The sequence below is a fragment of the Exiguobacterium sp. EA-TM-5 genome, from assembly GCF_053878415.1.
This window is the reverse complement of record NZ_CM132670.1, coordinates 2,615,929-2,638,418: the sequence shown is the minus strand read 5'-3', so window position 1 is coordinate 2,638,418 and position 22,490 is coordinate 2,615,929. Positions and strand designations below refer to the sequence as shown.

The window sequence follows — 22,490 nt, the reverse complement described above, 5'->3', positions numbered from 1 at the left end:
GATTGATTAAAGTCGGGATAGCAGATGATAATCGCGAAATGGTTGAATTGATTCGCCAACATATCACTGCGCAAGAAGACATGGAAGTCGTTTGCGTCGCCTACAACGGCGAGAGTTGTCTCGAACGTATGAAAGAACATGAAGTCGATGTATTACTTCTCGACATCATCATGCCCCATTTAGATGGGCTCGGTGTGCTCGAAGAGTTGATGAAGAAAAAGAAGAATCCTGCTGTCATCATGCTGAGTGCTTTCGGTAAGGACGAAGTCTCACAACAGGCGGTTACCCTTGGGGCATCGTATTTCTTACTTAAACCGTTCAGTATGGACCAGCTTGTCCAAAAAATTCGTCTTGTGACGAATCAAGGACAAGCGCCGACGGTTGAAACGATTGACTTGAAAGTCGGTACGACACTCCGAGAAGTGGGGATTGCCCCGCACATCAAAGGGTTTACGTATTTAAAAGATGCTGTATTGATGGTGCTCGAACGCGAAGATTTACTCGGTTTGATCACAAAGGAACTATACCCGACAATCGCCAAAAAACATCAAACGACGGCTTCACGTGTCGAACGGGCAATGCGTCACGCCATCAAGTCGGCATGGAATGAAGGGATGCAACAGCACGAACTCTTTAATGGTCGCATCGAACAAGAGAAAAGTCCGAAGAACTCGGAATTCATCTCATATGTATCGAGCCATATGAATCAAGAACAATCTGGTTAAAGCAAACACACCGTCTAATGGATAGACGGTGTGTTTTTAATTCTTATTTCGTTCATAACAAACAATCAACACGCCGTTTTCAAACGTCTGTCGTTCCTTGACGTTCCAAGTGAGGGGCGCCATTCCGTGGTCGGGAAACAGGCGTTTACCCGAACCAATGATGACGGGATAGATGATCAATCGAAGTTCATCTATCAGATCGGCTTGATAAAGCGCATGAACGAGTTGACTACTCCCCCAGACGTGAAGCGGTGGTCCGTCTTGTTGCTTCAAGCGTGTGAGTTCAGAAGTCGGTTGATTCAAATATGTCGTCGGCTGCCAAAGGACAGGTGGTGCATGACGCGTAGCGACATACTTCATAGCACGATCAGCTACTGGCCAGATATCGGCATGATGTGGCCAATAACTCGACCATTGCTCGTAAGTCGCGCGACCAAGCAACAGGGAGCAGTCCTCATGCATCCATCCTCGAATGACCTGACCGATCTCAGGGTGTTGAAATGGAGCAGTCCACCCACCGTGCTTGAAATCGTTGCTCACATCCTCATCTTTGCCGCTCGGTGCTTGAACGACACCGTCTAAAGATAGATGTTCGAATACGATGATTTTTCGCATACACGATCTCCTTTCGATTATGTTCTTCATCCAGCATACCGTACGTAGCCTTAAAAAAAAATAAAAGCGTTTACAAATAAATATTGCATAAACTGAAATGTTTGTTATAATAAAGATACCAAATGATTTGGCAAGACGTCAGATGAACGTCGAGTCGGCGAGGACTCCGGAAATCCCGTTGATGAACATCATCTCAGAACGCCAACTGTAAATGGCTCAAGAATGCCGGACGACATTCTCTTGGTAGAAGTCGTACCAAGGTATCTTGTTCATTCTAGATGGGAAATCTCGAATGAATGGGAGCTTCCATGATTTCGAAGCTAGGGAAAAGTGGAAGGTAACGGATCGTCTAAAATGAAAAAGTACAGTTCGTGAAAAGGAGTGTTGTCTAGCAGTGATTGTTAGCAACCGAATGTTTGACTGCTTCAAGCGGATGACATTACGCTCCACCTAGGTCCTGAGTACAGTCAGATGATGGAACTGAAATACCATTCTATCGTTAGCCCGATAGCCAGATCTGATTTCTTTCCACCTCTTCATTAAGAGGAACACCTAAGGTTTTGGAGTACACGAATAGTTCTAACTATGAGAGGAGTTCATCCGTAAGTGAAACCAATTTTATACGAGTAAAAGGTCCCGCGCTTGAAATGAGTTCAAGAGATGGGGACCTTTTTCTGTGTTCATTTTTTTTGATAGCGGTCGGAGACTTTACCACGCTTACGATCGCGATAAAAGACATATCCTGCGACAAAACCGATGCCACCCATCGCAAGAATCAAACCAACGAGGCCTTGTAAGACATATACATATCCTGCATCGCCTAAGTATTTAAAGGGGACTTGAGCAATTAGAAATACGCTGTCACGCATGAGTTTAATACCAATTGCACCGATGATGCCAGGAATCAATAACGAGAGCAAACCAATGATACGCATAGGACGCCACTCCTTTCCAAGCGTATTGTATCAAAAAATCGATCGTTCTGCGAATCGGGTTTGCTTCCCTATTTTATTCCGAGTACGATAGAAATGTAAGCAGTTTCAAAGGGGGAGATTCATATGCATCATCTACTTGTCATTGGGGCTGGTCAAGGGGGGACGGAAGTCCTGCATGCGTTCCAACGTTCACCATTATTAACGGTCATTGGCCTTGTCGATCCAAACATGGACGCACCTGGGGTAGCGCTTGCACGTCGCGCTGAGATTCGTATCGAAACGAACTGGTCTGCATTCGAAGGGACAGATGTTGATTTTATTATTGACGCTACGGGAGAAAATGGCGTACTGGAACAATTGATTCATGATTTTCCAGGAGCAGCGGTTTTGCCGGGAGAGTTCGTCAGAGTGTTACTCGAGCGTCTGACTGAAAAAGAAAAAATGCTCGAAGCCATCATTCATTGTACGAGTGAAGCGATTTCCGTCGCTGATCAAGACGGTCAAACGATGATGATCAATCCGGCATACACACGAATGACGGGTTTCACGGAACGGGATGTCGTTGGAAAACCGGCAAGTGCCGACATCGGAATGCAAGATTCGGTTCATTTAAAAGTCTTGAATACAGGCGAGAATGTGCGAGATGTTCGTATGAAGATCGGGCAAGATCAACGGGACATCATCGTGAATGCTGCACCTGTTATCGTCGATGGACAAGTCCGTGGTTCTGTCGGTGTCATTCGAGATATATCAGAAATGAAAGCACTCACCAAGGAATTAAAGGCAGCACGTCAAAAAATTCGGACACTCGAAGCGAAGTATACGTTTGACGATATCATTGCTGAGAGTGAGGCGATGCGCTTCGTCGTCGACCAAGCAAAACTTGCAGCAACGATGCCAGTTAACGTGTTGATTCGTGGTGAATCCGGAACCGGAAAAGAGTTGTTCGCACACGCGATCCATGCGGCGAGCGAACGTAAATATGAACAATTCGTCCGCGTCAACTGTGCGGCGATTGCACCGACGTTACTCGAAAGTGAACTATTCGGTTACGAGGATGGAGCGTTCTCAGGGGCACGGCGCGGCGGCAAGCGAGGTTACTTCGAAGAAGCACACGGTGGTTCATTGTTCTTAGATGAAATCGGAGAACTGCCGCTCGACGTCCAGGCCAAACTGTTACGCGTGTTGCAGGAAAATGAAGTCGTTCGTGTTGGTGGAACAAAGGCGATTCCGGTCGACGTTCGAATCATCGCAGCGACGAATGCCAATCTGGAACAAAAAATCATTATGAATGAGTTCCGAGAAGATCTCTATTATCGAATCAATCGTTTACCAATTCACATTCCATCACTCCGGGAGCGTCCGGATGATATTGCTCCTTTAACATTACATTTACTGCGTAAATTGAATCAGAGTTATGGACGATCGGTTGGGCGGATCTCGGATGATGTACTTGAAGCAATGAAGAAGCAACCGTGGAAAGGAAACGTTCGTGAACTCGAAAATGTCATTGGACGCGCCTTGATTTTTACTGATAAAACGGAAACGGTCTTACGGAAAGGACACCTTCAACTGGTCGTTCCACAAACAACAAAAGTTGCAACCAGACAGAAAAAGGAAATCAAGCATTTATCAGATGAGATGTCACACGTCGAAGAACGGTTGATTCGGGAAGCGCTTACTGCCTTTAATGGCAACAAAACAGAAGCGGCGAAGCAACTCGGGATTTCACTCCGCGCACTCTATTATAAAGTGGAACGATTTAACATCTATTCGTGAAACGCAAATTTTTGCGTGCAATATATTGCAAAAAATGCAAAAGCGTGCAAAATTAAAGACGTTCTTGCTTGTCCTACCGTCTCTTTTAATTTGGCACGAAAATTGCTATTACTATTTATGTATGACAGGTAAGGGGGGAATACGGTGAGATTCAGTGAAATGGTCGAGCAGGCAGCTCGACTCGAAGATTCCGTCGTTGCGATTGCGGCTGCGGATGACGAAGAAGTGATGGATGCTGTCGCATTAGCAATTGAGAACGACTTAGCGCGTTTTCATTTGTTCGGGGATGCAACGCGAATCCAGCAGATGATTCAAAAACGGGCATTACGGGAGTCACAATTCGTGATTACCCATACCTCTACATCGCAAGAAGCGGCTGAACGCGCTGCTCATGCCGTTCGCAAAGGGGATGCGAGCGTGTTGATGAAAGGACTCGTTCCAACAGCAACGTTCATGAAAGCTGTCTTGAGTAAGGAAACGGGTCTACGTTCAGGGAATGTCTTGTCGCATGTCGCATTGTTTGAAGTACCAGGACGTGAATCGGCAATTGGATTGACCGATGCAGCGATTCATATCCAACCGTCACTTGAAGACAAGGTGAAGATCATCGAGAATGGTGTCTCCGCTTTACGGGCGCTCGGGTACGGATTACCGAAAGTTGCGGTCTTAGCTGCCGTCGAAGTCGTCAATCCGACGATGCAGGCAACGATTGATGCTGCTCTTTTGACACAAATGAACCGACGTGGTCAAATCAAGGATTGCCTTGTAGACGGACCACTCGCGCTCGACAATGCCGTGAATCTTGTAGCTGCACAGCAAAAAGGATTAACAGGAGACGTAGCAGGTCAAGCGGACCTACTCGTCGTCCCACAAATCGAAGTCGGAAACGTCATCTACAAATCACTGATGTATTTCGCACATGCATCCGTTGCGGCGATTCTCGTCGGAGCACGGGCTCCGGTCGTATTGACAAGCCGTGCTGATACAGCAGAAGCAAAAATGTACTCATTAGCCTTTGCGCTATTAAATGCTCAACAAACGAAAAAAGTGAAACAAACAACTTGAGGAGGAACTTAAAATGGTCGAAACAAACGTAGAATCACGCTTCAGTATCTTTGAAACAATGGAGATGGAAGATTACGAACAAGTTGTTTTTTGTCACGATAAAGTATCTGGTTTAAAAGCCATCATCGCGATTCATGATACGACACTCGGTCCAGCACTTGGTGGACTTCGCATGTGGAACTATGCATCAGACGAGGAAGCATTGATTGATGCGCTTCGTTTATCAAAAGGTATGACGTATAAGAACGCAGCGGCTGGTTTGAACCTCGGCGGCGGTAAAGCTGTCATCATCGGTGATGCGAAGACACAAAAATCAGAAGCACTCTTCCGGGCATTCGGTCGCTATGTTCAGTCACTCAACGGTCGTTACATCACAGCTGAAGATGTCAACACAACAGTAGCAGACATGGATTACATTCACATGGAGACGGACTTCGTTACAGGTGTCAGCCCAGCATTCGGATCAAGTGGGAACCCATCACCAGTCACGGCGTACGGTGTCTACCGTGGTATGAAAGCAGCAGCAAAAGAAGTGTACGGAACAGATTCACTCGGTGGTAAAACGATTGCGATTCAAGGTGTCGGTAACGTTGCTTTCAACCTGTGCCGTCATTTACATGAAGAAGGAGCGAAGTTGATCGTCACGGACATCAACCAAGAAGCGCTACAACGTGCAGAAGAAGCATTCGGTGCGTTGATCGTCGCACCAGAAGACATCTATAGCGTCGAAGCGGACATCTTTGCACCATGTGCCCTCGGTGCAACATTAAACGACGAAACAATCCCGCAATTGAAAGTCAAGATCATCGCTGGAGCAGCGAATAATCAACTTAAAGAAGATCGCCACGGTGACATGTTAGAGGAGCGCGATATCTTATACGTACCAGACTTCGTCATCAATGCCGGTGGTGTCATCAACGTTGCCGATGAACTCGACGGATACAATCGTGACCGCGCCATGAAAAAAGTTGAACTTGTCTATGATGCTGTTACGAAAGTATTCGAAATTGCAAAACGTGATCATTTACCGACATACCGTGCTGCTGAAAAAATGGCAGAAGAGCGCATTGCAACGATGCGTAGTGCCCGCAGTCAGTTCTTGCGTCGTGATAAAAACATTCTAGGATCACGTGGCTGATCAGAGGAGGATATCCATGAGCGAACGTATTTTAACGATCAATCCCGGTTCGACTTCGACGAAGATTGGTATTTTCGAAGGAGCGAATCAGGTGTTCACGAAGACGTTACGCCATCCAGCGGAAGCGGTCGGGGGACCGCTTCCAGCGCAGCTGGAGATGCGTCGTCATGTATTGCTCGAAGTGTTAGCTGAAGAGCAGATTGATTTGAAAGCGCTTACTGCAGTGGTCGGACGTGGTGGTCTACTCCGGCCGCTCGTTAGTGGAACGTATGCCGTGAATCGGGAAATGCGAGAAGACTTACTCAGTGGCATTTTTGGTGTTCATGCATCGAACCTCGGTGGACTCCTCGCGGACGAAATCGCGCGGACACTCGACATTCCGTCGTTCATTGTCGATCCGGTCGTCGTTGACGAGCTAGAACCGATTGCACGGATTACAGGCTTACCTGAACTTGAACGAAAGAGTATTTTTCATGCCTTGAACCAAAAAGCTGTTGCGAAACGGTACGCGAAGGAAATCGGACGTCCGTATGAGGAATTGCGCCTAATTATCGCGCACATGGGCGGCGGCATTACGGTCGGTGTACACCAAGACGGACGTGTCATCGATGTGAATAATGGACTTGACGGAGAAGGTCCGTTTTCACCAGAGCGGAGCGGATCGCTACCTGTTGGTCAACTAGTAGAACTATGTTATAGTACCAAGTATAAACTTGAAGAGATGAAGCGTCTGGTCGTTGGGTCAGGCGGACTTGTCGCGCACTTGGGTACGTTCGACGCGATCGAAATCGAACGACGCATTGAAGCAGGAGACGAGCAAGCAGCCCTCTTATATGACGCAATGGCGTACCGGATTGCGAAAGAGATTGCCGGTCAAAGTGCCGTATTGTTCGGACAGCTCGATGCGATCATCTTAACGGGCGGACTTGCTTATAGTGATCGGTTGACGACCGCGATCGAAGAACGTGTCGCACATCTTGGTCAAGTCGTACGTAGCCCAGGTGAGGATGAGTTACAGGCGCTCGCAGAAGGAGTGTTGCGTGTCTTACGTGGGGAAGAGGAAGTTAAGGAATATGGAGGCGAACCAACATGGCTAGAGAATTCGACGTCGTTGTCCTAGGTGGTGGACCCGGTGGATATGTCGCTGCGATTCGTGCAGCACAAGCCGGGAAGTCGGTAGCAATCGTAGAACAAGGGAAACTGGGTGGCACATGCCTACATCGTGGCTGTATCCCATCCAAAGCCTTTTTGAAATCAGCAGCAGTCTATCAGACGGTCAAACACGCTGCTACATATGGCGTGGATGTACCGGAATCGTTTTTACGATTCGAACAGGTCAAACAACGGAAACAAGAGATCGTGGATGGATTAGAAGCAGGCATTCAGCATTTGATGAAAAAAGGGAAAATTGAAGTATTCCATGGTCGGGGATCGATTCTTGGACCAAGTATCTTTTCACCGATGCCAGGGACGATCAGTGTCGAGCCGGAAGAAGGCGAAGGAGAATTGATTCTTCCGCGTCAATTGATTGTTGCAACCGGATCGCGCCCACGTCCATTAAACGGACTCGCTTTTGATTCAGAGTATGTCCTCAGTTCGGATGATGCGTTGGACATGGCAGACTTGCCAAAATCGATTGTCATCATCGGTGGTGGCGTCATCGGTGTCGAATGGGCATCGATGTTGACGGATTTCGACGTGGCAGTAACGGTCGTTGAATTCAGCGACCGGATTTTACCGACGGAAGACGCAGCAGTCAGCCGTGAAGTGGCTCGTCAATTGAAAAAGCGTGGCGTCAAAATTCATACCGGTGCAGCTGCTCAAAGCGATACGTTCCGTATGTCGGAAGACGGTGTTTCAATTGCAATCGACCGGAACGGAGAACAGACGACACTTGAAGCGGATAAATTGCTCGTTGCCATTGGTCGGATGGCGAACGTTGAAGGTATCGGGATCGAAAATACGAATATCGTAGTCGAAAACGGCTTCATCCAAGTCGATGAACATTTCCGGACAAAGGATCAACATATTTATGCGATCGGAGATGTCATCGGTCGCTTGCAACTCGCGCATGTCGCGTCGGCAGAAGGGGTCAAAGCAGTCGAAGCAATCGTAAACGGAACGACGACACCACTTGAATATGCGTTCGTCCCACGTTGTATCTACAGCGTACCGGAAGCGGCATCGGTCGGTTTGACGGAAGACGAAGCGAAACGTGCCGGAATGGACGTCAAAGTAGGGAGCTTCTCGTTCAATGGATTAGGGAAAGCGCGGATTGAAGGAGAGGCAGCAGGATTCATCAAGCTCGTCTCCGATGCGAAGACAGATGATCTCGTCGGCGTTCACATCGTTGGACCAAAAGCAACGGAATTGATTAGTGAAGGTGGATTAGCACTCGTACTCAATGCAACGGCATGGGAAGTCGGACAGCTCGTGCATCCGCATCCAGCCTTGTCAGAAGCATTCGGAGAAGCAGCACTAGCCGTCGACGGACTTGCGGTTCACGCCTAAGGAGGAATTACGAATGGAAAAAATAGAATTCAAAGAATTGGTAGAACTCGGATTGACAGAACAAGACGCGATTCACATGTTCGAAACGATGGTCCGTGCGCGGAAAATCGATGAACGGATGTGGAAGTTGAACCGTGCAGGTAAAATTCCATTCCTCGTCTCGTGCCAAGGGCAAGAAGCGGCTCAAGTCGGTGCGGCTTTCGCACTTGAAAAAGGAACGGATTATATTTTGCCGTATTACCGTGATTTAGGGGTCGTCTTGCACTTCGGTCAAACATCACGCGATATCATGCTGTCGGCATTCGCCAAAGCAGAAGATCCAAACTCAGGTGGTCGTCAAATGCCAGGACACTATGGTTCACGTGCTTTAAATATCGTGACAGGTTCAAGTCCAGTTACGACACAAGTACCTCATGCCGTTGGGATCGCACTGGCTGCGAAGATGCGTAAGGAACCACTCGTTGCTTATGTCTCGTTCGGTGAAGGTTCATCAAACCAAGGGGATTTCCATGAAGGGGCAAACTTCGCTGGGATTCATAAGCTCCCTGTCATCTTGTTCTGTGAAAACAATAAGTATGCAATTTCGACACCACTTTCGAAGCAATTGTCGGCAAAACACGTTGCTGACCGTGCGATCGGCTACGGAATGCCTGGTTATACGGTGGACGGTATCGATCCACTCGCTGTCTACAAGGTCGTCAAGGAAGCACGCGAACGTGGATTACGGGGCGAAGGTCCAACATTGATCGAGGTCGAAGTCGAACGCCTCGTTCCACACTCATCGGATGATGATGATAAATCGTATCGTTCTGCTGAAGAACTCGATGCCTTAAAGACACGTGACGGAATCAAACTTTTCCGGGCGCGTCTGATTGAAATGGGCGTTTTGACGGAAGAATCAGCGACAGCCATCGAACAAACGATGGAAAAAGAAGTCGATGAAGCGACAGCTTATGCGGAAGCAGCAGCTTATGATGCGCCAGAAAATGCATTACGTTACGTGTACGACGAGGAGGAAACGAAATGACGACGTTAAGTTTAATCGAAGCGATCAATAGTGCAATCAAAGAAGAGATGGAACGGGACGAATCCGTCTTCATCCTCGGCGAAGATGTCGGTGTCCGAGGCGGTGTCTTCCGCGCGACACAAGGGTTGCTCGAACAATTCGGAGAAGAACGTGTCATTGATGCACCACTCGCTGAGAGTGCGATTGCCGGTGTCGGAATCGGGGCTGCGATGTACGGGATGCGTCCAATCGCTGAAATGCAGTTCGCCGACTTCATCATGCCAGCGGTCAACCAAATCGTCAGTGAAGCAGCCAAGATTCGGTACCGCTCGAACAATGACTGGACATGTCCAATCGTTATCCGCGCACCGTTCGGCGGCGGCATTCACGGAGCACTCTATCATTCCCAATCAGTCGAGGCGATGTTCAATTCGACGCCAGGTCTAAAAATCGTCATCCCGTCTAATCCATACGACGCAAAAGGATTGTTGAAGGCAGCGATTCGTTCGAATGATCCGGTCTTGTTCTTTGAGCACAAACGTGGCTATCGCCTATTGAAAGGTGATGTTCCAGAAGGCGACTATACGGTCGAAATCGGTAAAGCAGACGTCAAACGTGAAGGAGAAGATGTCACGATCATCACGTATGGTCTGTGTGTCCATATGGCACTGGAAGCAGCAACGCGCCTTGAAAAAGACGGGATTGATGTCCACATCCTTGATTTACGGACTGTTTATCCAATCGACCGCGAAGCAGTCGTCGAAGCGGCGAAAAAGACGGGGAAAGTCTTGCTCGTCACGGAAGATAATAAAGAAGGTAGCGTCATGAGCGAAGTGTCGGCAATCATTGCAGAAGAAGCATTGTTCGATCTCGATGCACCGATTGAACGACTCTGTGGTCCAGACGTACCAGCCATGCCATACGCTCCGACAATGGAGAAGTTCTTCAACATCTCAAGTGAGAAAATTGAAGATAAAATCCGGACGTTGCACGCATACTAAGGGGGAACTGACCGATGAAGACTGAAACACTTACGATGCCACAACTTGGGGAAAGCGTCACAGAAGGAACGATTTCAATGTGGCTCGTCAAACCGGGCGATACTGTCAAAAAATATGATCCGATTGCAGAAGTCATTACCGATAAGGTAACGGCAGAAGTCCCATCTTCGTTTGATGGTGTGATCGAGACACTCCTTGCAGAAGAAGGCGAGACATTGCAAGTTGGTGACGCGATTGTCACGATGCAAGTCAGCGGAGGATCAACAGAAGTCGCTGCGACAGAACAAGAAGTGCCGGCTGTCGAAGAAACGACGTCGTCTGATACATCGATGAAAAAACGCTATTCACCAGCGGTCTTGAAACTATCGGGAGAACACGGCATTGATCTCGAACAAGTGACGGGTACGGGAGCTGGCGGACGGATTACTCGGAAAGATCTGTTGAAACTGATCGAATCCGGATCGATTCCGACACCACAAACCGCAGAACCAAAACCGGAAGCGCAAGCATCTCCGGTAGCGACTCCAGCAGTCGAAGCACCACTAGCACCGAAACGTCCAGTTAGTGCGCCACAACCGACAGAGACAGGTGACATCGAGATCCCGACTGCCGGTGTACGCCAAGCAATCGCTTCAAACATGGTACGTGCGAAACACGAAGCACCACATGCGTGGTTAATGATCGAAGTCGATGTGACGAACCTGGTCGAAGCACGTAACCGTCATAAAGATGCGTTCTTCAAACAAGAAGGCGTCAAATTGACGTTCTTACCATTCTTCATGAAGGCGACGGTTGAAGGATTGAAGAAACATCCAATCATGAACTCGACATGGGCGGGGGATAAGATCATTCAAAAGAAAGCGATCAACCTGTCACTTGCTGTCGCGACGCAGGATGCTCTATTCGTACCGGTCGTTAAGAATGCGGATGAATTAAGTATCAAAGGCATCGCACGCGCGATCGATGACTTTGGTAAACGTGCACAAGCTGGTACGTTGTCGTCTGCTGAGATGCAAGGTGGGACGTTTACCGTCAACAATACGGGCTCATTCGGTTCGATTCAATCGGCGCCGATTCTTAACTTCCCGCAAGCAGCGATTCTATCTGTTGAATCGATCGTCAAACGTCCAGTTTGGGTGAACGGCATGTTCGCAGCACGCGACATGGTCAATCTCTGTATGTCGATCGACCACCGGGTACTCGACGGACTTGTTGCTGGACAGTTCCTCCAAACCGTCAAGCAATCGCTCGAATCGATTGATCCGAACCAACTTTCCTTATACTGAGAGTTTCCAGTTGACAGGGAAGAAGAAGCATCGTAATATAAGAATCAATTCAACACACGATAGCAAAGACGAAGACAAGTAACTTGTGAAACGATTTAAGAGAGCTGATGGGTGGTGCGAATCAGTATCGGGCAACAAGCGAATGGCCTTCTGAGCTTCAGACCGAATCCTTTAAGTGGGTAGTAGGCTCTGACGGGTTCCTCCCGTTATTGGGGTCGACGAATCAGGACAATGGTCCGGTTCGTTTCAAAGGGGACGGTGTCAGCATCGTCAACGAAGGTGGTACCGCGGGTCTTCCCGTCCTTCATGTTCTACATGAATGGGCGAGAAGACCCTTTTCGTATACAATCGAATCGAACAAATCGTAGAGTGAGTTAAGTAACGAGACAACATCGGCGTTTCAGAGAGCGGAAGAATGGTGTGACTTCCGTACGGCGAGGTTTCGTGAATGGTCTCATGAGAGCGTGGCTGAACGAAGAAGTAGGTCGCGACGGATGCCCCCGTTATCGTAGGCTATGATGTCTCTTATTTAGACGCATCAGACAGAGTGGGAACGGTCGAATCGTTCCAATCGAGAGGTGGCACCGCGAGATAATCGTCCTCCATACAGCATACGCTGTGTGGGGGACTTTTTTTATATTCCAGGAGGCGAACAGGGATGGTTCAGACAGACACACTTATCATTGAACAACTTGAACTAAATGGCGATGAGATGACGCCGATCATGATTTTCCAACAACTGAGTGGAACACAGAAATGTTTACTTGAAAGCTCTGCCCATACGGATCATGGACGGTATTCAATCATCGGTGTCGATCCGGTAGAAATGATCCGCGCAGAAGGGCGAACGGTAACGCGGGAGCAGTTAACGACAGGACAACAGACGCAGGAAACGGGTGATCCAGTGCGACTGATGCAACAGATGATCCTCCGCAAGGGTGTCGAAGAAGACCTACCGTTTTTAGCAGGCGGGATCGGATATGTCGGATACGACATGATGCGGGCGTATGAGACGCTCGGAGCGGTGCCGGAGCGAACGCGCCAACTACCGGACGCGCTGCTCGCAGTCTACGACCAAATCATCCTGTTCGATCATCTCGAGCATCGTGTTCATTTGATTCAAACGTCACTTGGTGGCATCACCGATCGTGACGTCTTACGTCAACGTTTGGCAGAACGAAAAGCGCAACTCGAGCAACCGCGAGAACGAACGGATATCGAGCGACCACTCCGGGATGTCATCTATGAACCATTGATGGATCAAGAGACGTTTGAAGGGCTCGTTGAGCAAGCGAAGACACATATTCGGCAAGGAGACGTCTTCCAACTGGTTCTCTCGCAACGACTTGATGCGACGTTCTCAGGTGATCCGTTCCAATTTTATCGGAAGCTCCGTAAGGATAATCCGAGTCCCTATCTCTTTTATATCGACTTAGGCGAAGCAATCGTACTTGGGGCTTCTCCTGAAAGTCTCGTCCAAGTCAAAGGAGACAGGGTGACGACAAATCCGATTGCCGGTACACGTCGTCGTGGGAAGACGAAAGAGGAAGATGGACGGTTAGCAGAAGAGTTGCTGCACGACGAGAAGGAACGAGCTGAACATCGAATGCTTGTCGATCTTGGACGCAACGACTTAGGACGGATTTGTCAGATTGGTACAGTCGAGGTGACACGTTTCATGCAAATCGAACGATTCAAGAACGTTATGCATCTCGTCTCGGTCGTCGAAGGTACGTTAGCAGACGGTAAGACCGGAGCAGATGCACTTGTCTCTTGTCTCCCGGCAGGAACGGTCACCGGTGCTCCGAAAATCCGAGCGATGCAACTGATTGATCAGTATGAACAGGTCAAACGAGAAGTATATGCCGGAGCTGTTGGCTATTTCGACATTCGCGGGAATATGGATTTTGCCCTCGCCATTCGGACGATGGTCATCAAAGATGGCGTTGCCTCCGTTCAAGCAGGTGCTGGTATCGTCTATGACTCGATTCCACGCCTTGAGTATCAGGAGACATTACACAAAGCAAAATCACTACTGGAGGTTTGGAAATGATCGTCCTGATTGATAACTATGATTCCTTTACCTATAACCTATATCAATACGCATCGGTTTATACGGACGTCCACGTCATTCGAAACGATGCAATCAGCATAGAAGAACTACGTGAGATGAAGCCGGACGGTATCATTCTCTCACCCGGTCCTGGTCGTCCGGTTGACGCTGGTATCTGCATCGATCTGATTCGTCAACTATCCGGTCAAGTACCGATTCTTGGCGTCTGCCTCGGGCATCAAGCAATCGGGGAAGCATTCGGTGGACGTGTCATCGAAGCACCGGTCATCATGCACGGGAAGACATCAATGATTCAACAAACCGGTCAACTCTTTCATGAGATGACGGAAACACTAGAGGTCATGCGCTACCATTCCCTGATCGTCGCGCGAAATGATTTACCAACGGAACTCGTCATCACGGCAGAAACGGAGGACCGGACGATCATGGCGCTCGAACACAAGACACATCCGACATTCGGCATCCAGTTTCATCCGGAATCCGTCGGAACGCCTCAAGGGCAGCAGATGATTAAACGATTCATTGAATTGACGAAGGAGTGACAAACGATGAAAGAGACATTATTAAAATTAGCGGAAGCGAAGCATTTACGATATGAAGAGATGCAACAGGCAGCACGCGAACTATTTGCAGAAGACGTGACCGATAGCGAAATTGCTGCTTTTCTCGTAGCATTAAAAGCAAAAGGGGAGACAGCGGAAGAACTAGCGGGACTCGCTTCAATCATGCGCGAAGTCGCACTCGACATTCCGGTCACCGGTGATTTCATGGATAACTGTGGAACAGGTGGCGACGGTTCGCAATCGTTTAACATCAGTACGACAGCCGCCTTCGTTCTTGCAGGTGCAGGAATGAAAGTCGCGAAGCACGGTAACCGGAGTGTCTCAAGTAAGACGGGGAGTGCCGACGTGCTCGAAGCACTCGGTATTTCGCTTGATGCAACACCGGAACGCTTAGCAGAGCAACTCGAGACGAATGGAATCGCCTTCTTGTTTGCGCAACGGATGCATCCACGCGTCAAGCAAATTATGAAAGTCCGCCGCGACCTACGGATTCCGACAATCTTTAACTTGATTGGACCGTTGACGAATCCGGTTCCGCTCAAAACACAACTGTTAGGAATTTACCGGGAGGATATGCTTGAGACGATGGCGTTGACATTACATCGACTCGGACGGAAGCGGGCGATTGTCTTACACGGTGCGAACGGAATGGACGAGGCATCCCTTGCCGGAACGAACCAACTCGTCTTACTTGATGAAGGGGAACTGATTCGTTTCAGTCTTCATCCAGAGGAAGTCGGACTGAAGACAGCACCGCTTGAAGCAATCCGCGGTGGAAGTGCACAAGAGAATGCGGCGATATTACTCCGTGTTCTGGGTGGAGAGAAGGGTGCTTATCGCGACACCGTCCTATTGAACGCTGGGATCGCCCTCTTTGCAGCGAACCGGGCGAAGACGATCGAAGAAGGAATCGCTCTAGCAGCAGATAGCATCGACTCAGGACGAGCGATGGAACGATTAAATCAATTAAGACAAATGACTCGGGAGGAAGCAATCGGATGAATATGTTAGAGCGCATCATCGAAACGAAACGGACAGAAGTTCTACAATTGAAATTAAACGGAGTCGAACGAACTGAGCGAGAGGCATTAAAGCCGTCCATCGCACAGCGATTAGCAGGTACTGATTTATCCGTCATCGCGGAAATCAAACGGGCTTCACCCTCTAAAGGGGCAATCGCACTCGACGTCGACGTCGTCGCACAGGCAAAACAATATGAAGCGAGTGGTGCCACTGTCATCTCCGTCTTGACGGACGAGACGTATTTCAAAGGATCTATGGATGATTTAGCAGCAGTTGCTTCAGCAGTCGATATCCCCGTCCTCTGTAAGGATTTTATCATCGACCGGGTTCAAATTGACCGTGCCAAAGCACACGGTGCACGATTGATTCTCTTGATCGTCGCCGCTCTCGAACAGGAAACGCTTGCTGATTTACATGCATATGCACAAGCGGAGGAGCTAGAAGTTCTTGTTGAAGTTCATAATGAAGAAGAGTTACTTCGAGCAGAGGCGATTGATGCGCAAATCATCGGTATCAACAATCGCAACTTAAAGAAATTCGAAGTCGATTTGCAGACATCGGTCGGATTACTGAAACAGAAACAACCGAATGTCCGGTACATCAGTGAAAGTGGGATTAAGACGGTCGAAGAAGCACAGCAGTTACACGCGGCTGGTGCAGACGGGATTCTCGTCGGTGAGACATTGATGCGGGCAGATGATCCGCAAGTCTTCATTCGAGAAGCAAGTGGCGTTCGCGTATGACACGGATTAAATTCTGTGGTCTCCGGGAAAGAGAACATGTCGAAGCAGCAGTTCGCTTCGCCGATTACATCGGCTTCGTCTTTGCCAAAAGTAAACGACAGGTCACGCTTGAAGAGGCAGCACGTCTCAGACGAGACATTCCGAGCACGATTCAAGCTGTCGGTGTGTTCGTCTCCCCGACCTATCAACAGGTGGTCGACGCCGTCGAACAAGTCGAACTGGATCTCATTCAAATTCATGGCATCATCCCGGACGGCAAGCTACCGGTCCCAATCATTCAAGCGGTCCCGGCGACGGATATCGCAGAAGCACAGCAACAGGCGGATTACCTGCTTGTCGACGCACCGGTTGCAGGAAGTGGCGAGACATTCGACTGGTCACGAGAGATTCAAACCAATCGTCCGCTGTTCATTGCTGGCGGTTTGACAGCAGGGAACGTAGGAGAAGCAATCAGACGTTATCAACCGTTCGCCGTCGATGTCTCAAGTGGTATCGAGACGGATGGACGGAAAGATCCTATAAAAATGCAGGCATTTGCAGATGCCGTAAAGGAGAGAGAAATATGAGCTACGCACAACCGGATACACTAGGTCAATACGGTAAATATGGTGGTCGTTATATCCCGGAAACATTGATGCACGCAGTGATTGAACTCGAGGAAGCATATGCAGAAGTGAAGGAGGATCCAGCGTTTCAAACACGGATGGACGAATTACTGAAAGAATACGTCGGGCGTGAGACACCGCTTTATTTCGCGGAACATTTGACGAAAACAGTGGGTGGCGCAAAAATCTACTTGAAACGAGAAGACTTGAATCATACGGGTGCGCACAAAATCAATAATACAATCGGACAAGCATTACTAGCTGAGCGAATGGGTAAACGGAAAATCGTTGCCGAGACCGGTGCGGGGCAACATGGTGTCGCAACAGCAACGGTTTGTGCTTTACTCGATCTCGAATGTGTCATCTTCATGGGTGAAGAGGACGTCCGGCGCCAGGAATTGAACGTCTTCCGGATGGAGTTGCTCGGAGCAACCGTTATCCCAGTTACACAAGGAAGCCGGACACTTAAAGATGCCGTCAACGAGGCACTTCGCTACTGGGTCAAACACGTTGACGATACACACTACTTGATGGGATCCGTTCTCGGACCACATCCGTTCCCGCAACTTGTTCGTGATTTCCAAGCGGTCATCGGAAAAGAGACGCGTCGTCAAATCATCGAAAAAGAAGGGCGTCTGCCAGAGGCAATCGTTGCTTGTGTTGGCGGTGGCAGTAATGCGATCGGGATGTTCCATCCGTTCATCGATGATACGGACGTGGAATTGTACGGCATCGAAGCAGCCGGAAGTGGTGTTGAGACGGATAAACACGCAGCGACGATGACAAAAGGAGAGGTCGGAGTCTTGCACGGATCGATGATGTATCTCTTACAGGATGCACACGGTCAAGTACAAGAAGCGCACTCGATCTCAGCAGGACTTGATTATCCAGGTGTCGGACCGGAACATAGTCTGCTCAAAGATATCGGTCGCGTCAAATACGAAGCTGTGACCGACGAACAAGCACTCGAAGCACTACAACTATTGAGCCGCAAGGAAGGAATTATCCCTGCACTCGAATCAGCACACGCGATTGCCTATGCGACACAACTCGCTGCTGAGATGAAGGAAGATGAAGTTCTGGTCATTTGTTTATCTGGACGCGGTGACAAAGATGTCGTCACTGTTCGAAACGCACTAAAGGGGGAAGCATGATGCGATTAGAAACAGCGATTCGTAGCGTTACAAGTAAGGGCGAAAAAGCCTTCATCCCGTACGTCATGGGGGGAGATGGGGGCATCGATCAACTCCCAGAAATACTGGCGTTCCTCGCTGAGTCTGGCGCGACAGCGATTGAAGTCGGCGTACCGTTTTCGGATCCCGTCGCCGATGGTCCGGTCATTCAAGAAGCAGGGCTTCGTGCTTTAGAAACGAACGTCGGACTAAAGGACGTGCTCGATGCAGTCCGGACCGCGCGTCAGAATGTCGATGTTCCGATCGTCTTGATGACGTACTTGAATCCGATTTTCCGGTATGGTTTAACGGCGTTTCTTGCGACGTGCCGCGAAGTCGGTGTCGACGGATTGATCATTCCCGATCTTCCACTTGAGCAGAGCGAACAGTTCTTCGAACAAGAAGACAAGTCAGACATCGCGCTCGTCCAACTCGTCTCCTTGACGAGTCCGATGGAGCGGATCCAAAAGATTGCGGATAAAAGCGAAGGATTCCTTTATGCGGTCACAGTCAACGGGACAACAGGCGGACAAACGACGTTTGATACGACGCTCGAAGACCATTTAGCAAATGTCGCAGCCCATAGCCCGGTACCAGTACTTGCCGGATTCGGAATCAGTACACCGGAACACGTCAAACAATTGAGTCGACCGGTTTCTGGTGTCATCGTCGGCAGTAAAATCGTCGACTTGCTCCATCAGAACGATCGCGAGACAATCAAACAATTGATGGCAGCACGCCTTGCGACGACTCCTTCACATTAATAAAAACAGCGGATGATCAAGTGATCATCCGCTCTTTCGTGTCTAGTTTAATATTATTTTTGAGTGAGTGGCTTTTGCAGACTCATATACAGTGGCTCAAACCCGAGTTCCTCATAAAACGTTGCGGCCCGGTCGTTGACCGCCCAAACGCTTAAGCGAACCGCATCAAACTTGCGTTCGAGCGCGACTTCTTCCGCAACCTGCATCAACTGGCGACCGATTCCCGACGAACGATGGGAATCCGTGACACCGACGTCAGTGATGTTCAAAATCCGAACGGGCGTAAACCGGTCGGATTTTGGTGCCGTCCACTTACCGAACAAGTAACCAACGATTGTTTCTCCGTCGAGCGCTGTCAGACAGAGTTGTTGTTCTGTTTCTACCATCTGACTTAAAGACTCCAGCGTGTATGGTGTCGTTACATCTGGGTGAAAGTGAGGCGACAACTGCTTATGATGCGCGAATGTCTCAGCCGTCATTGTAAGCAGGGCAGGGAGGTCTGAAGTGCGGCTTATTCGGATCATTACGGAATCACTCCGATCATCGATTTTGTTTGAGTACTTCGGCGACGAGTCCGGATACATACGGACTACCACGATCTTCTTTTTCGACTGACTCGATCATGATGGCAACAAGAAGATCTTTTTTGTCGTTATCATAGCCGACAAAGAAGCCATTCTCTTTGCCGTCGGTTTCACCTGCTTTTTTCAATTCTGCGGTACCTGTCTTACCGGCAACATCAACTTCCTTGATGTCAGCCGGAAGCGTATAACCGTTATGAACGACATCATAGAGATCATCGCGAATCATCTTCGCATCGTCTGCATCGAGTAGATCCTTCTTAAAGACTTGCTTCGTTTTTTCTTCTTGTAAGAGTGTCGGACGATAGATTGTTCCATCCGTCAGGAAAATCTCATACATCGATGCCAAATGTAGAATATTCGTCAACATCTGACCTTGTCCGTAAGACGTGTCCATCAGCTGTCCATCAGAAGCAATCGTGCCGTCGTTTGAGATCTGTGAGGCACGTAACGGATACGTGAACGGTAGCTTTTCGCCGTACCCGAGTGCTTCGAGACCAGACGTAAACGCCTTTGTTCCGACTTGTTCGAGTGTCGAACGGGCGAAGTAGATGTTGTCGGAATAGACGAGTGCATTATGAAGATTGACCGGACCCGGTGTCTCATGGATGCGGGTGACGTTAAAGCCATCAATTTTATTCTTCAGTCCGTTGATCGTATAGGCTTTTTCGGGATCGAGTGTTCCACTCTTCAATCCGACAGCGGCTGTTAAAGGTTTTTGAGTCGAACCGGGTGCAAAGGCACTCGTGAATCGGTTCAACAATGGCTGATCCGGATCCTGCGTCAGTTCATCGAGTCGCGCTTGCGAGATTCCTGACATGAATTCAGAAGGATCAAAGCCAGGAGAACTGAGTAAGACACGCGTTTCACCGGTCCGCGGATCAATCGCTGATGCTGTTCCGGGATCATCCTGCATCGTGTCATAGGTTTTTTTCTGAAGAGCGGCATCAATCGTCAACGCGATATCTTCGCCATCCGTCGGTTTCGTTTCGGCAACGGTAACGCTTGAACCGTCTTTTTTCTGCAAGGTGATCGTCGCACCAGCTTTACCACGTAAGCGATCATCAAGTACTTGTTCAAGCCCACGTTTCCCGACTTGTTCGCCAGCTTTGATTTGATTTTTCGATTCTTTGATTTCGTCTGCTGTTGCAGAACCGATATATCCAATCAAATGAGACGCTGCCTTACCTAGCGGATACGTTCGGACTTCTGTCTCTTTGACGCTGATTCCAGAGATGTTACGCAATTTATCAATCGTTGCTTCGTCGGTCAGCGTTTTGAGCGGAACGAATTGTCCATCTTTGACCCAACTTGCCTTTAAGGAATCTTCGACCGAAGAGGTCGGGCGGTCGAGCAATTCAGCGACTTTTGCGACGTCTTTTAATTGCCCGGCTGTCGCACCGACTTCATATCCTTTACCAGAGGTCGCGAGTGGTTTATTGTTCGCATCGAGTACATCACCACGTTTGCCTTCAACAGTTTGTAGTTGGACTTTGTCCTCCTTTTTAAAATCTTTTAGGACAAAAGAAGTATCCCAGTCGATAAACCAGTTTTCGGTCTCACCTTGTTTTTCGAACGTCAATGGAACTTGTTTATCGTAAGCAACGGATCCTGCAATCGTATCAAATGAGATTTGGACGGGAAGAGACGCTTTTTTGTCATCCGTCGCTTCCTCTGCTTTTTTTCGCTCGACGGATAACTTTTTAATATCAAGCGATTTTGATAATTGTTTCGTTCGCTCGATGAATTCTTTTTTACCGTACTCCTTTTTAGTAGCCGTACTCGCATACGTATACATCTTATCGTAATCTTGTTTTTCCCAAAGTTTGATGTAGGCATCAAGCCGTTCTTCTGGTGTTGGTTGATCTTGACAACCGGCAAGTAAGGTCACGCCAAACGTTGCGGATAAAAGAAGGGGGATCGTTCGTTTCATGTGCTTCGCCTCCATTATGGATTAGACTCATAATCATACCGTACCACTCCTGTTAGGAGATTTCATCTGAAACACAAAACCGGACTTCTCATGACGAGAAGTCCGGTGAATCAAGCTTAGTTGAAGTAATTGAGTGGATTAACACTGTTTGCGGCAGATGTTCCGCTATAGACGTAAGACCCGCGATGCATCTCGAAGTGGAGGTGAGCACCGAACGCATTTCCTGTTGCGCCAATTGTACCGATTTTTGACCCCTTAGCAATCGTTTGTCCGACTGAGACAGAGCGACTGTTCAAGTGTGCATACACCGTCGTATATTGAATGCCGTTAACAGTGTGTGTCATCATGACATGATTGCCATATGCACCGTAATAGCGAGACGTAATGACTTTACCTGCAGCTGATGCGTAGACAGGTGTACCTGTTGGAGCACCGATATCGATGCCGTTGTGGAATGTATAGCCGTAAACACCGCTAGCTGCACCGTATCCTTGTGTGATCGGACCACTTGCTGGGCGCGAGAAACCAGTCGTTGCTTTTGACGAAGTCGTCGTACTGTATTTTTTTACATATGTAGAAGAAACATAGCGTGATGCGCCGCCATAAGAAATTTTCGTCCATGAACCGGAAACACCAAGATAATTGAAAGTTTGTCCTTTATTGACGCTACCGACGATTTTATAAGCCGTTGATGGACCTGTACGAACACGAAGCCCGTCTGCCGTGACCTTTACTTTATACGTCGTTGCAGCTTCAACTTTCGAAGCACTCGTTGTCGCAAAACCTGAAACTACCAAAGCTGTCATTGTCATTGTTGTAAGTAAACGTTTCATTGAGTGTATTTCCTCCTTAAAAATCTGAAGCGACAGAACTGATCATTACAAAATTGTAAGATTTTATGTATATTTATTTATTTTAGGGAATGATTTTTCGCCTGAGATGATTATAGCATCGTCAATAACACAAAAATA

The 22,490-nt window shown here is 48.5% G+C and carries 21 protein-coding genes and 2 other annotated features; of the genes, 16 read left to right on the top strand and 5 right to left on the bottom strand.

Annotated features, from left to right (window positions below; genetic code table 11):
- Positions 1-2: 2 nt before the first annotated feature.
- Positions 3-725 (top strand): sporulation transcription factor Spo0A, encoded by a 723-nt coding sequence (gene spo0A, locus ACV3PA_RS13905; RefSeq protein ID WP_082318515.1) that lies wholly within the window; start codon positions 3-5, stop codon positions 723-725.
- Between the two features lie 36 nt (positions 726-761).
- On the opposite strand, the gene ACV3PA_RS13900 is transcribed toward spo0A, so the two are convergent.
- Both ACV3PA_RS13900 and ACV3PA_RS13895 read right to left on the bottom strand, forming a co-directional pair.
- On the bottom strand, positions 762-1,340 hold the full coding sequence (locus tag ACV3PA_RS13900; RefSeq protein ID WP_456125098.1) for a dihydrofolate reductase family protein: 579 nt from the start codon (positions 1,338-1,340) through the stop codon (positions 762-764).
- A gap of 680 nt (positions 1,341-2,020) precedes the next feature.
- Positions 2,021-2,275, bottom strand: a complete 255-nt coding sequence (locus ACV3PA_RS13895; protein ID WP_053452809.1) for a DUF2627 family protein — start codon at positions 2,273-2,275, stop codon at positions 2,021-2,023.
- A 123-nt stretch (positions 2,276-2,398) separates the two neighbouring features.
- Here ACV3PA_RS13895 and ACV3PA_RS13890 point away from each other — a divergent pair, with 123 nt between their 5' ends.
- The 15 genes from ACV3PA_RS13890 (at position 2,399) to trpA (ending at position 19,005) form a co-directional block, all read left to right on the top strand.
- Positions 2,399-4,054: a sigma-54 interaction domain-containing protein gene (locus ACV3PA_RS13890; protein ID WP_456125097.1), complete on the top strand. Its 1,656-nt coding sequence runs from the start codon at positions 2,399-2,401 to the stop codon at positions 4,052-4,054.
- A 144-nt stretch (positions 4,055-4,198) separates the two neighbouring features.
- Positions 4,199-5,119, top strand: a complete 921-nt coding sequence (gene yqiS, locus ACV3PA_RS13885; protein WP_456125096.1) for a phosphate butyryltransferase — start codon at positions 4,199-4,201, stop codon at positions 5,117-5,119.
- A gap of 13 nt (positions 5,120-5,132) precedes the next feature.
- The gene (locus ACV3PA_RS13880; RefSeq protein ID WP_023467593.1) at positions 5,133-6,257 is read left to right on the top strand and encodes a Leu/Phe/Val dehydrogenase; all 1,125 of its coding nucleotides are present in this window, start codon (positions 5,133-5,135) and stop codon (positions 6,255-6,257) included.
- Between the two features lie 16 nt (positions 6,258-6,273).
- The gene (gene buk / locus ACV3PA_RS13875) at positions 6,274-7,377 is read left to right on the top strand and encodes a butyrate kinase (RefSeq protein ID WP_456125095.1); all 1,104 of its coding nucleotides are present in this window, start codon (positions 6,274-6,276) and stop codon (positions 7,375-7,377) included.
- Positions 7,347-8,768, top strand: coding sequence for a dihydrolipoyl dehydrogenase (gene lpdA, locus ACV3PA_RS13870; RefSeq protein WP_456125094.1), 1,422 nt, complete (start codon positions 7,347-7,349; stop codon positions 8,766-8,768). Before buk ends, lpdA begins: the two co-directional genes overlap by 31 nt.
- 13 nt (positions 8,769-8,781) lie before the next feature.
- Positions 8,782-9,795 (top strand): thiamine pyrophosphate-dependent dehydrogenase E1 component subunit alpha, encoded by a 1,014-nt coding sequence (locus tag ACV3PA_RS13865; RefSeq protein WP_456125093.1) that lies wholly within the window; start codon positions 8,782-8,784, stop codon positions 9,793-9,795.
- A complete protein-coding gene (locus ACV3PA_RS13860) occupies positions 9,792-10,775 on the top strand; it encodes an alpha-ketoacid dehydrogenase subunit beta (RefSeq protein ID WP_023467596.1) in 984 nt (327 codons plus the stop codon). Before ACV3PA_RS13865 ends, ACV3PA_RS13860 begins: the two co-directional genes overlap by 4 nt.
- A gap of 14 nt (positions 10,776-10,789) precedes the next feature.
- Positions 10,790-12,061, top strand: a complete 1,272-nt coding sequence (locus ACV3PA_RS13855; protein ID WP_456125092.1) for a dihydrolipoamide acetyltransferase family protein — start codon at positions 10,790-10,792, stop codon at positions 12,059-12,061.
- Between the two features lie 56 nt (positions 12,062-12,117).
- Positions 12,118-12,369, top strand: a binding site (T-box leader).
- A gap of 48 nt (positions 12,370-12,417) precedes the next feature.
- Positions 12,418-12,667: a binding site (T-box leader), on the top strand.
- 52 nt (positions 12,668-12,719) lie between these two features.
- Positions 12,720-14,114 (top strand): anthranilate synthase component I, encoded by a 1,395-nt coding sequence (gene trpE / locus ACV3PA_RS13850; protein ID WP_456125091.1) that lies wholly within the window; start codon positions 12,720-12,722, stop codon positions 14,112-14,114.
- Positions 14,111-14,677, top strand: a complete 567-nt coding sequence (locus ACV3PA_RS13845; protein WP_456125090.1) for an anthranilate synthase component II — start codon at positions 14,111-14,113, stop codon at positions 14,675-14,677. The genes trpE and ACV3PA_RS13845 overlap by 4 nt, the downstream gene beginning before the upstream one ends.
- 6 nt (positions 14,678-14,683) lie before the next feature.
- A complete protein-coding gene (gene trpD / locus ACV3PA_RS13840) occupies positions 14,684-15,700 on the top strand; it encodes an anthranilate phosphoribosyltransferase (RefSeq protein WP_456125089.1) in 1,017 nt (338 codons plus the stop codon).
- On the top strand, positions 15,697-16,464 hold the full coding sequence (gene trpC, locus ACV3PA_RS13835) for an indole-3-glycerol phosphate synthase TrpC (protein WP_456125088.1): 768 nt from the start codon (positions 15,697-15,699) through the stop codon (positions 16,462-16,464). The genes trpD and trpC overlap by 4 nt, the downstream gene beginning before the upstream one ends.
- Positions 16,461-17,030: a phosphoribosylanthranilate isomerase gene (locus ACV3PA_RS13830; RefSeq protein WP_053452819.1), complete on the top strand. Its 570-nt coding sequence runs from the start codon at positions 16,461-16,463 to the stop codon at positions 17,028-17,030. The genes trpC and ACV3PA_RS13830 overlap by 4 nt, the downstream gene beginning before the upstream one ends.
- Positions 17,027-18,223, top strand: a complete 1,197-nt coding sequence (gene trpB, locus ACV3PA_RS13825) for a tryptophan synthase subunit beta (protein ID WP_053452820.1) — start codon at positions 17,027-17,029, stop codon at positions 18,221-18,223. The genes ACV3PA_RS13830 and trpB overlap by 4 nt, the downstream gene beginning before the upstream one ends.
- On the top strand, positions 18,223-19,005 hold the full coding sequence (gene trpA / locus ACV3PA_RS13820; RefSeq protein ID WP_053452821.1) for a tryptophan synthase subunit alpha: 783 nt from the start codon (positions 18,223-18,225) through the stop codon (positions 19,003-19,005). Before trpB ends, trpA begins: the two co-directional genes overlap by 1 nt.
- 53 nt (positions 19,006-19,058) lie before the next feature.
- Here trpA and ACV3PA_RS13815 read toward each other — a convergent pair whose 3' ends face one another.
- The 3 genes from ACV3PA_RS13815 to ACV3PA_RS13805 form a co-directional block, all read right to left on the bottom strand.
- A complete protein-coding gene (locus ACV3PA_RS13815; protein WP_456125087.1) occupies positions 19,059-19,529 on the bottom strand; it encodes a GNAT family N-acetyltransferase in 471 nt (156 codons plus the stop codon).
- 16 nt (positions 19,530-19,545) lie between these two features.
- Complete coding sequence (locus ACV3PA_RS13810; protein ID WP_053452823.1) at positions 19,546-21,519, bottom strand: penicillin-binding transpeptidase domain-containing protein; 1,974 nt, start codon at positions 21,517-21,519, stop codon at positions 19,546-19,548.
- A 116-nt stretch (positions 21,520-21,635) separates the two neighbouring features.
- Positions 21,636-22,352: a peptidoglycan DD-metalloendopeptidase family protein gene (locus tag ACV3PA_RS13805; protein ID WP_456125086.1), complete on the bottom strand. Its 717-nt coding sequence runs from the start codon at positions 22,350-22,352 to the stop codon at positions 21,636-21,638.
- Between the last annotated feature and the right edge of the window lie 138 nt (positions 22,353-22,490).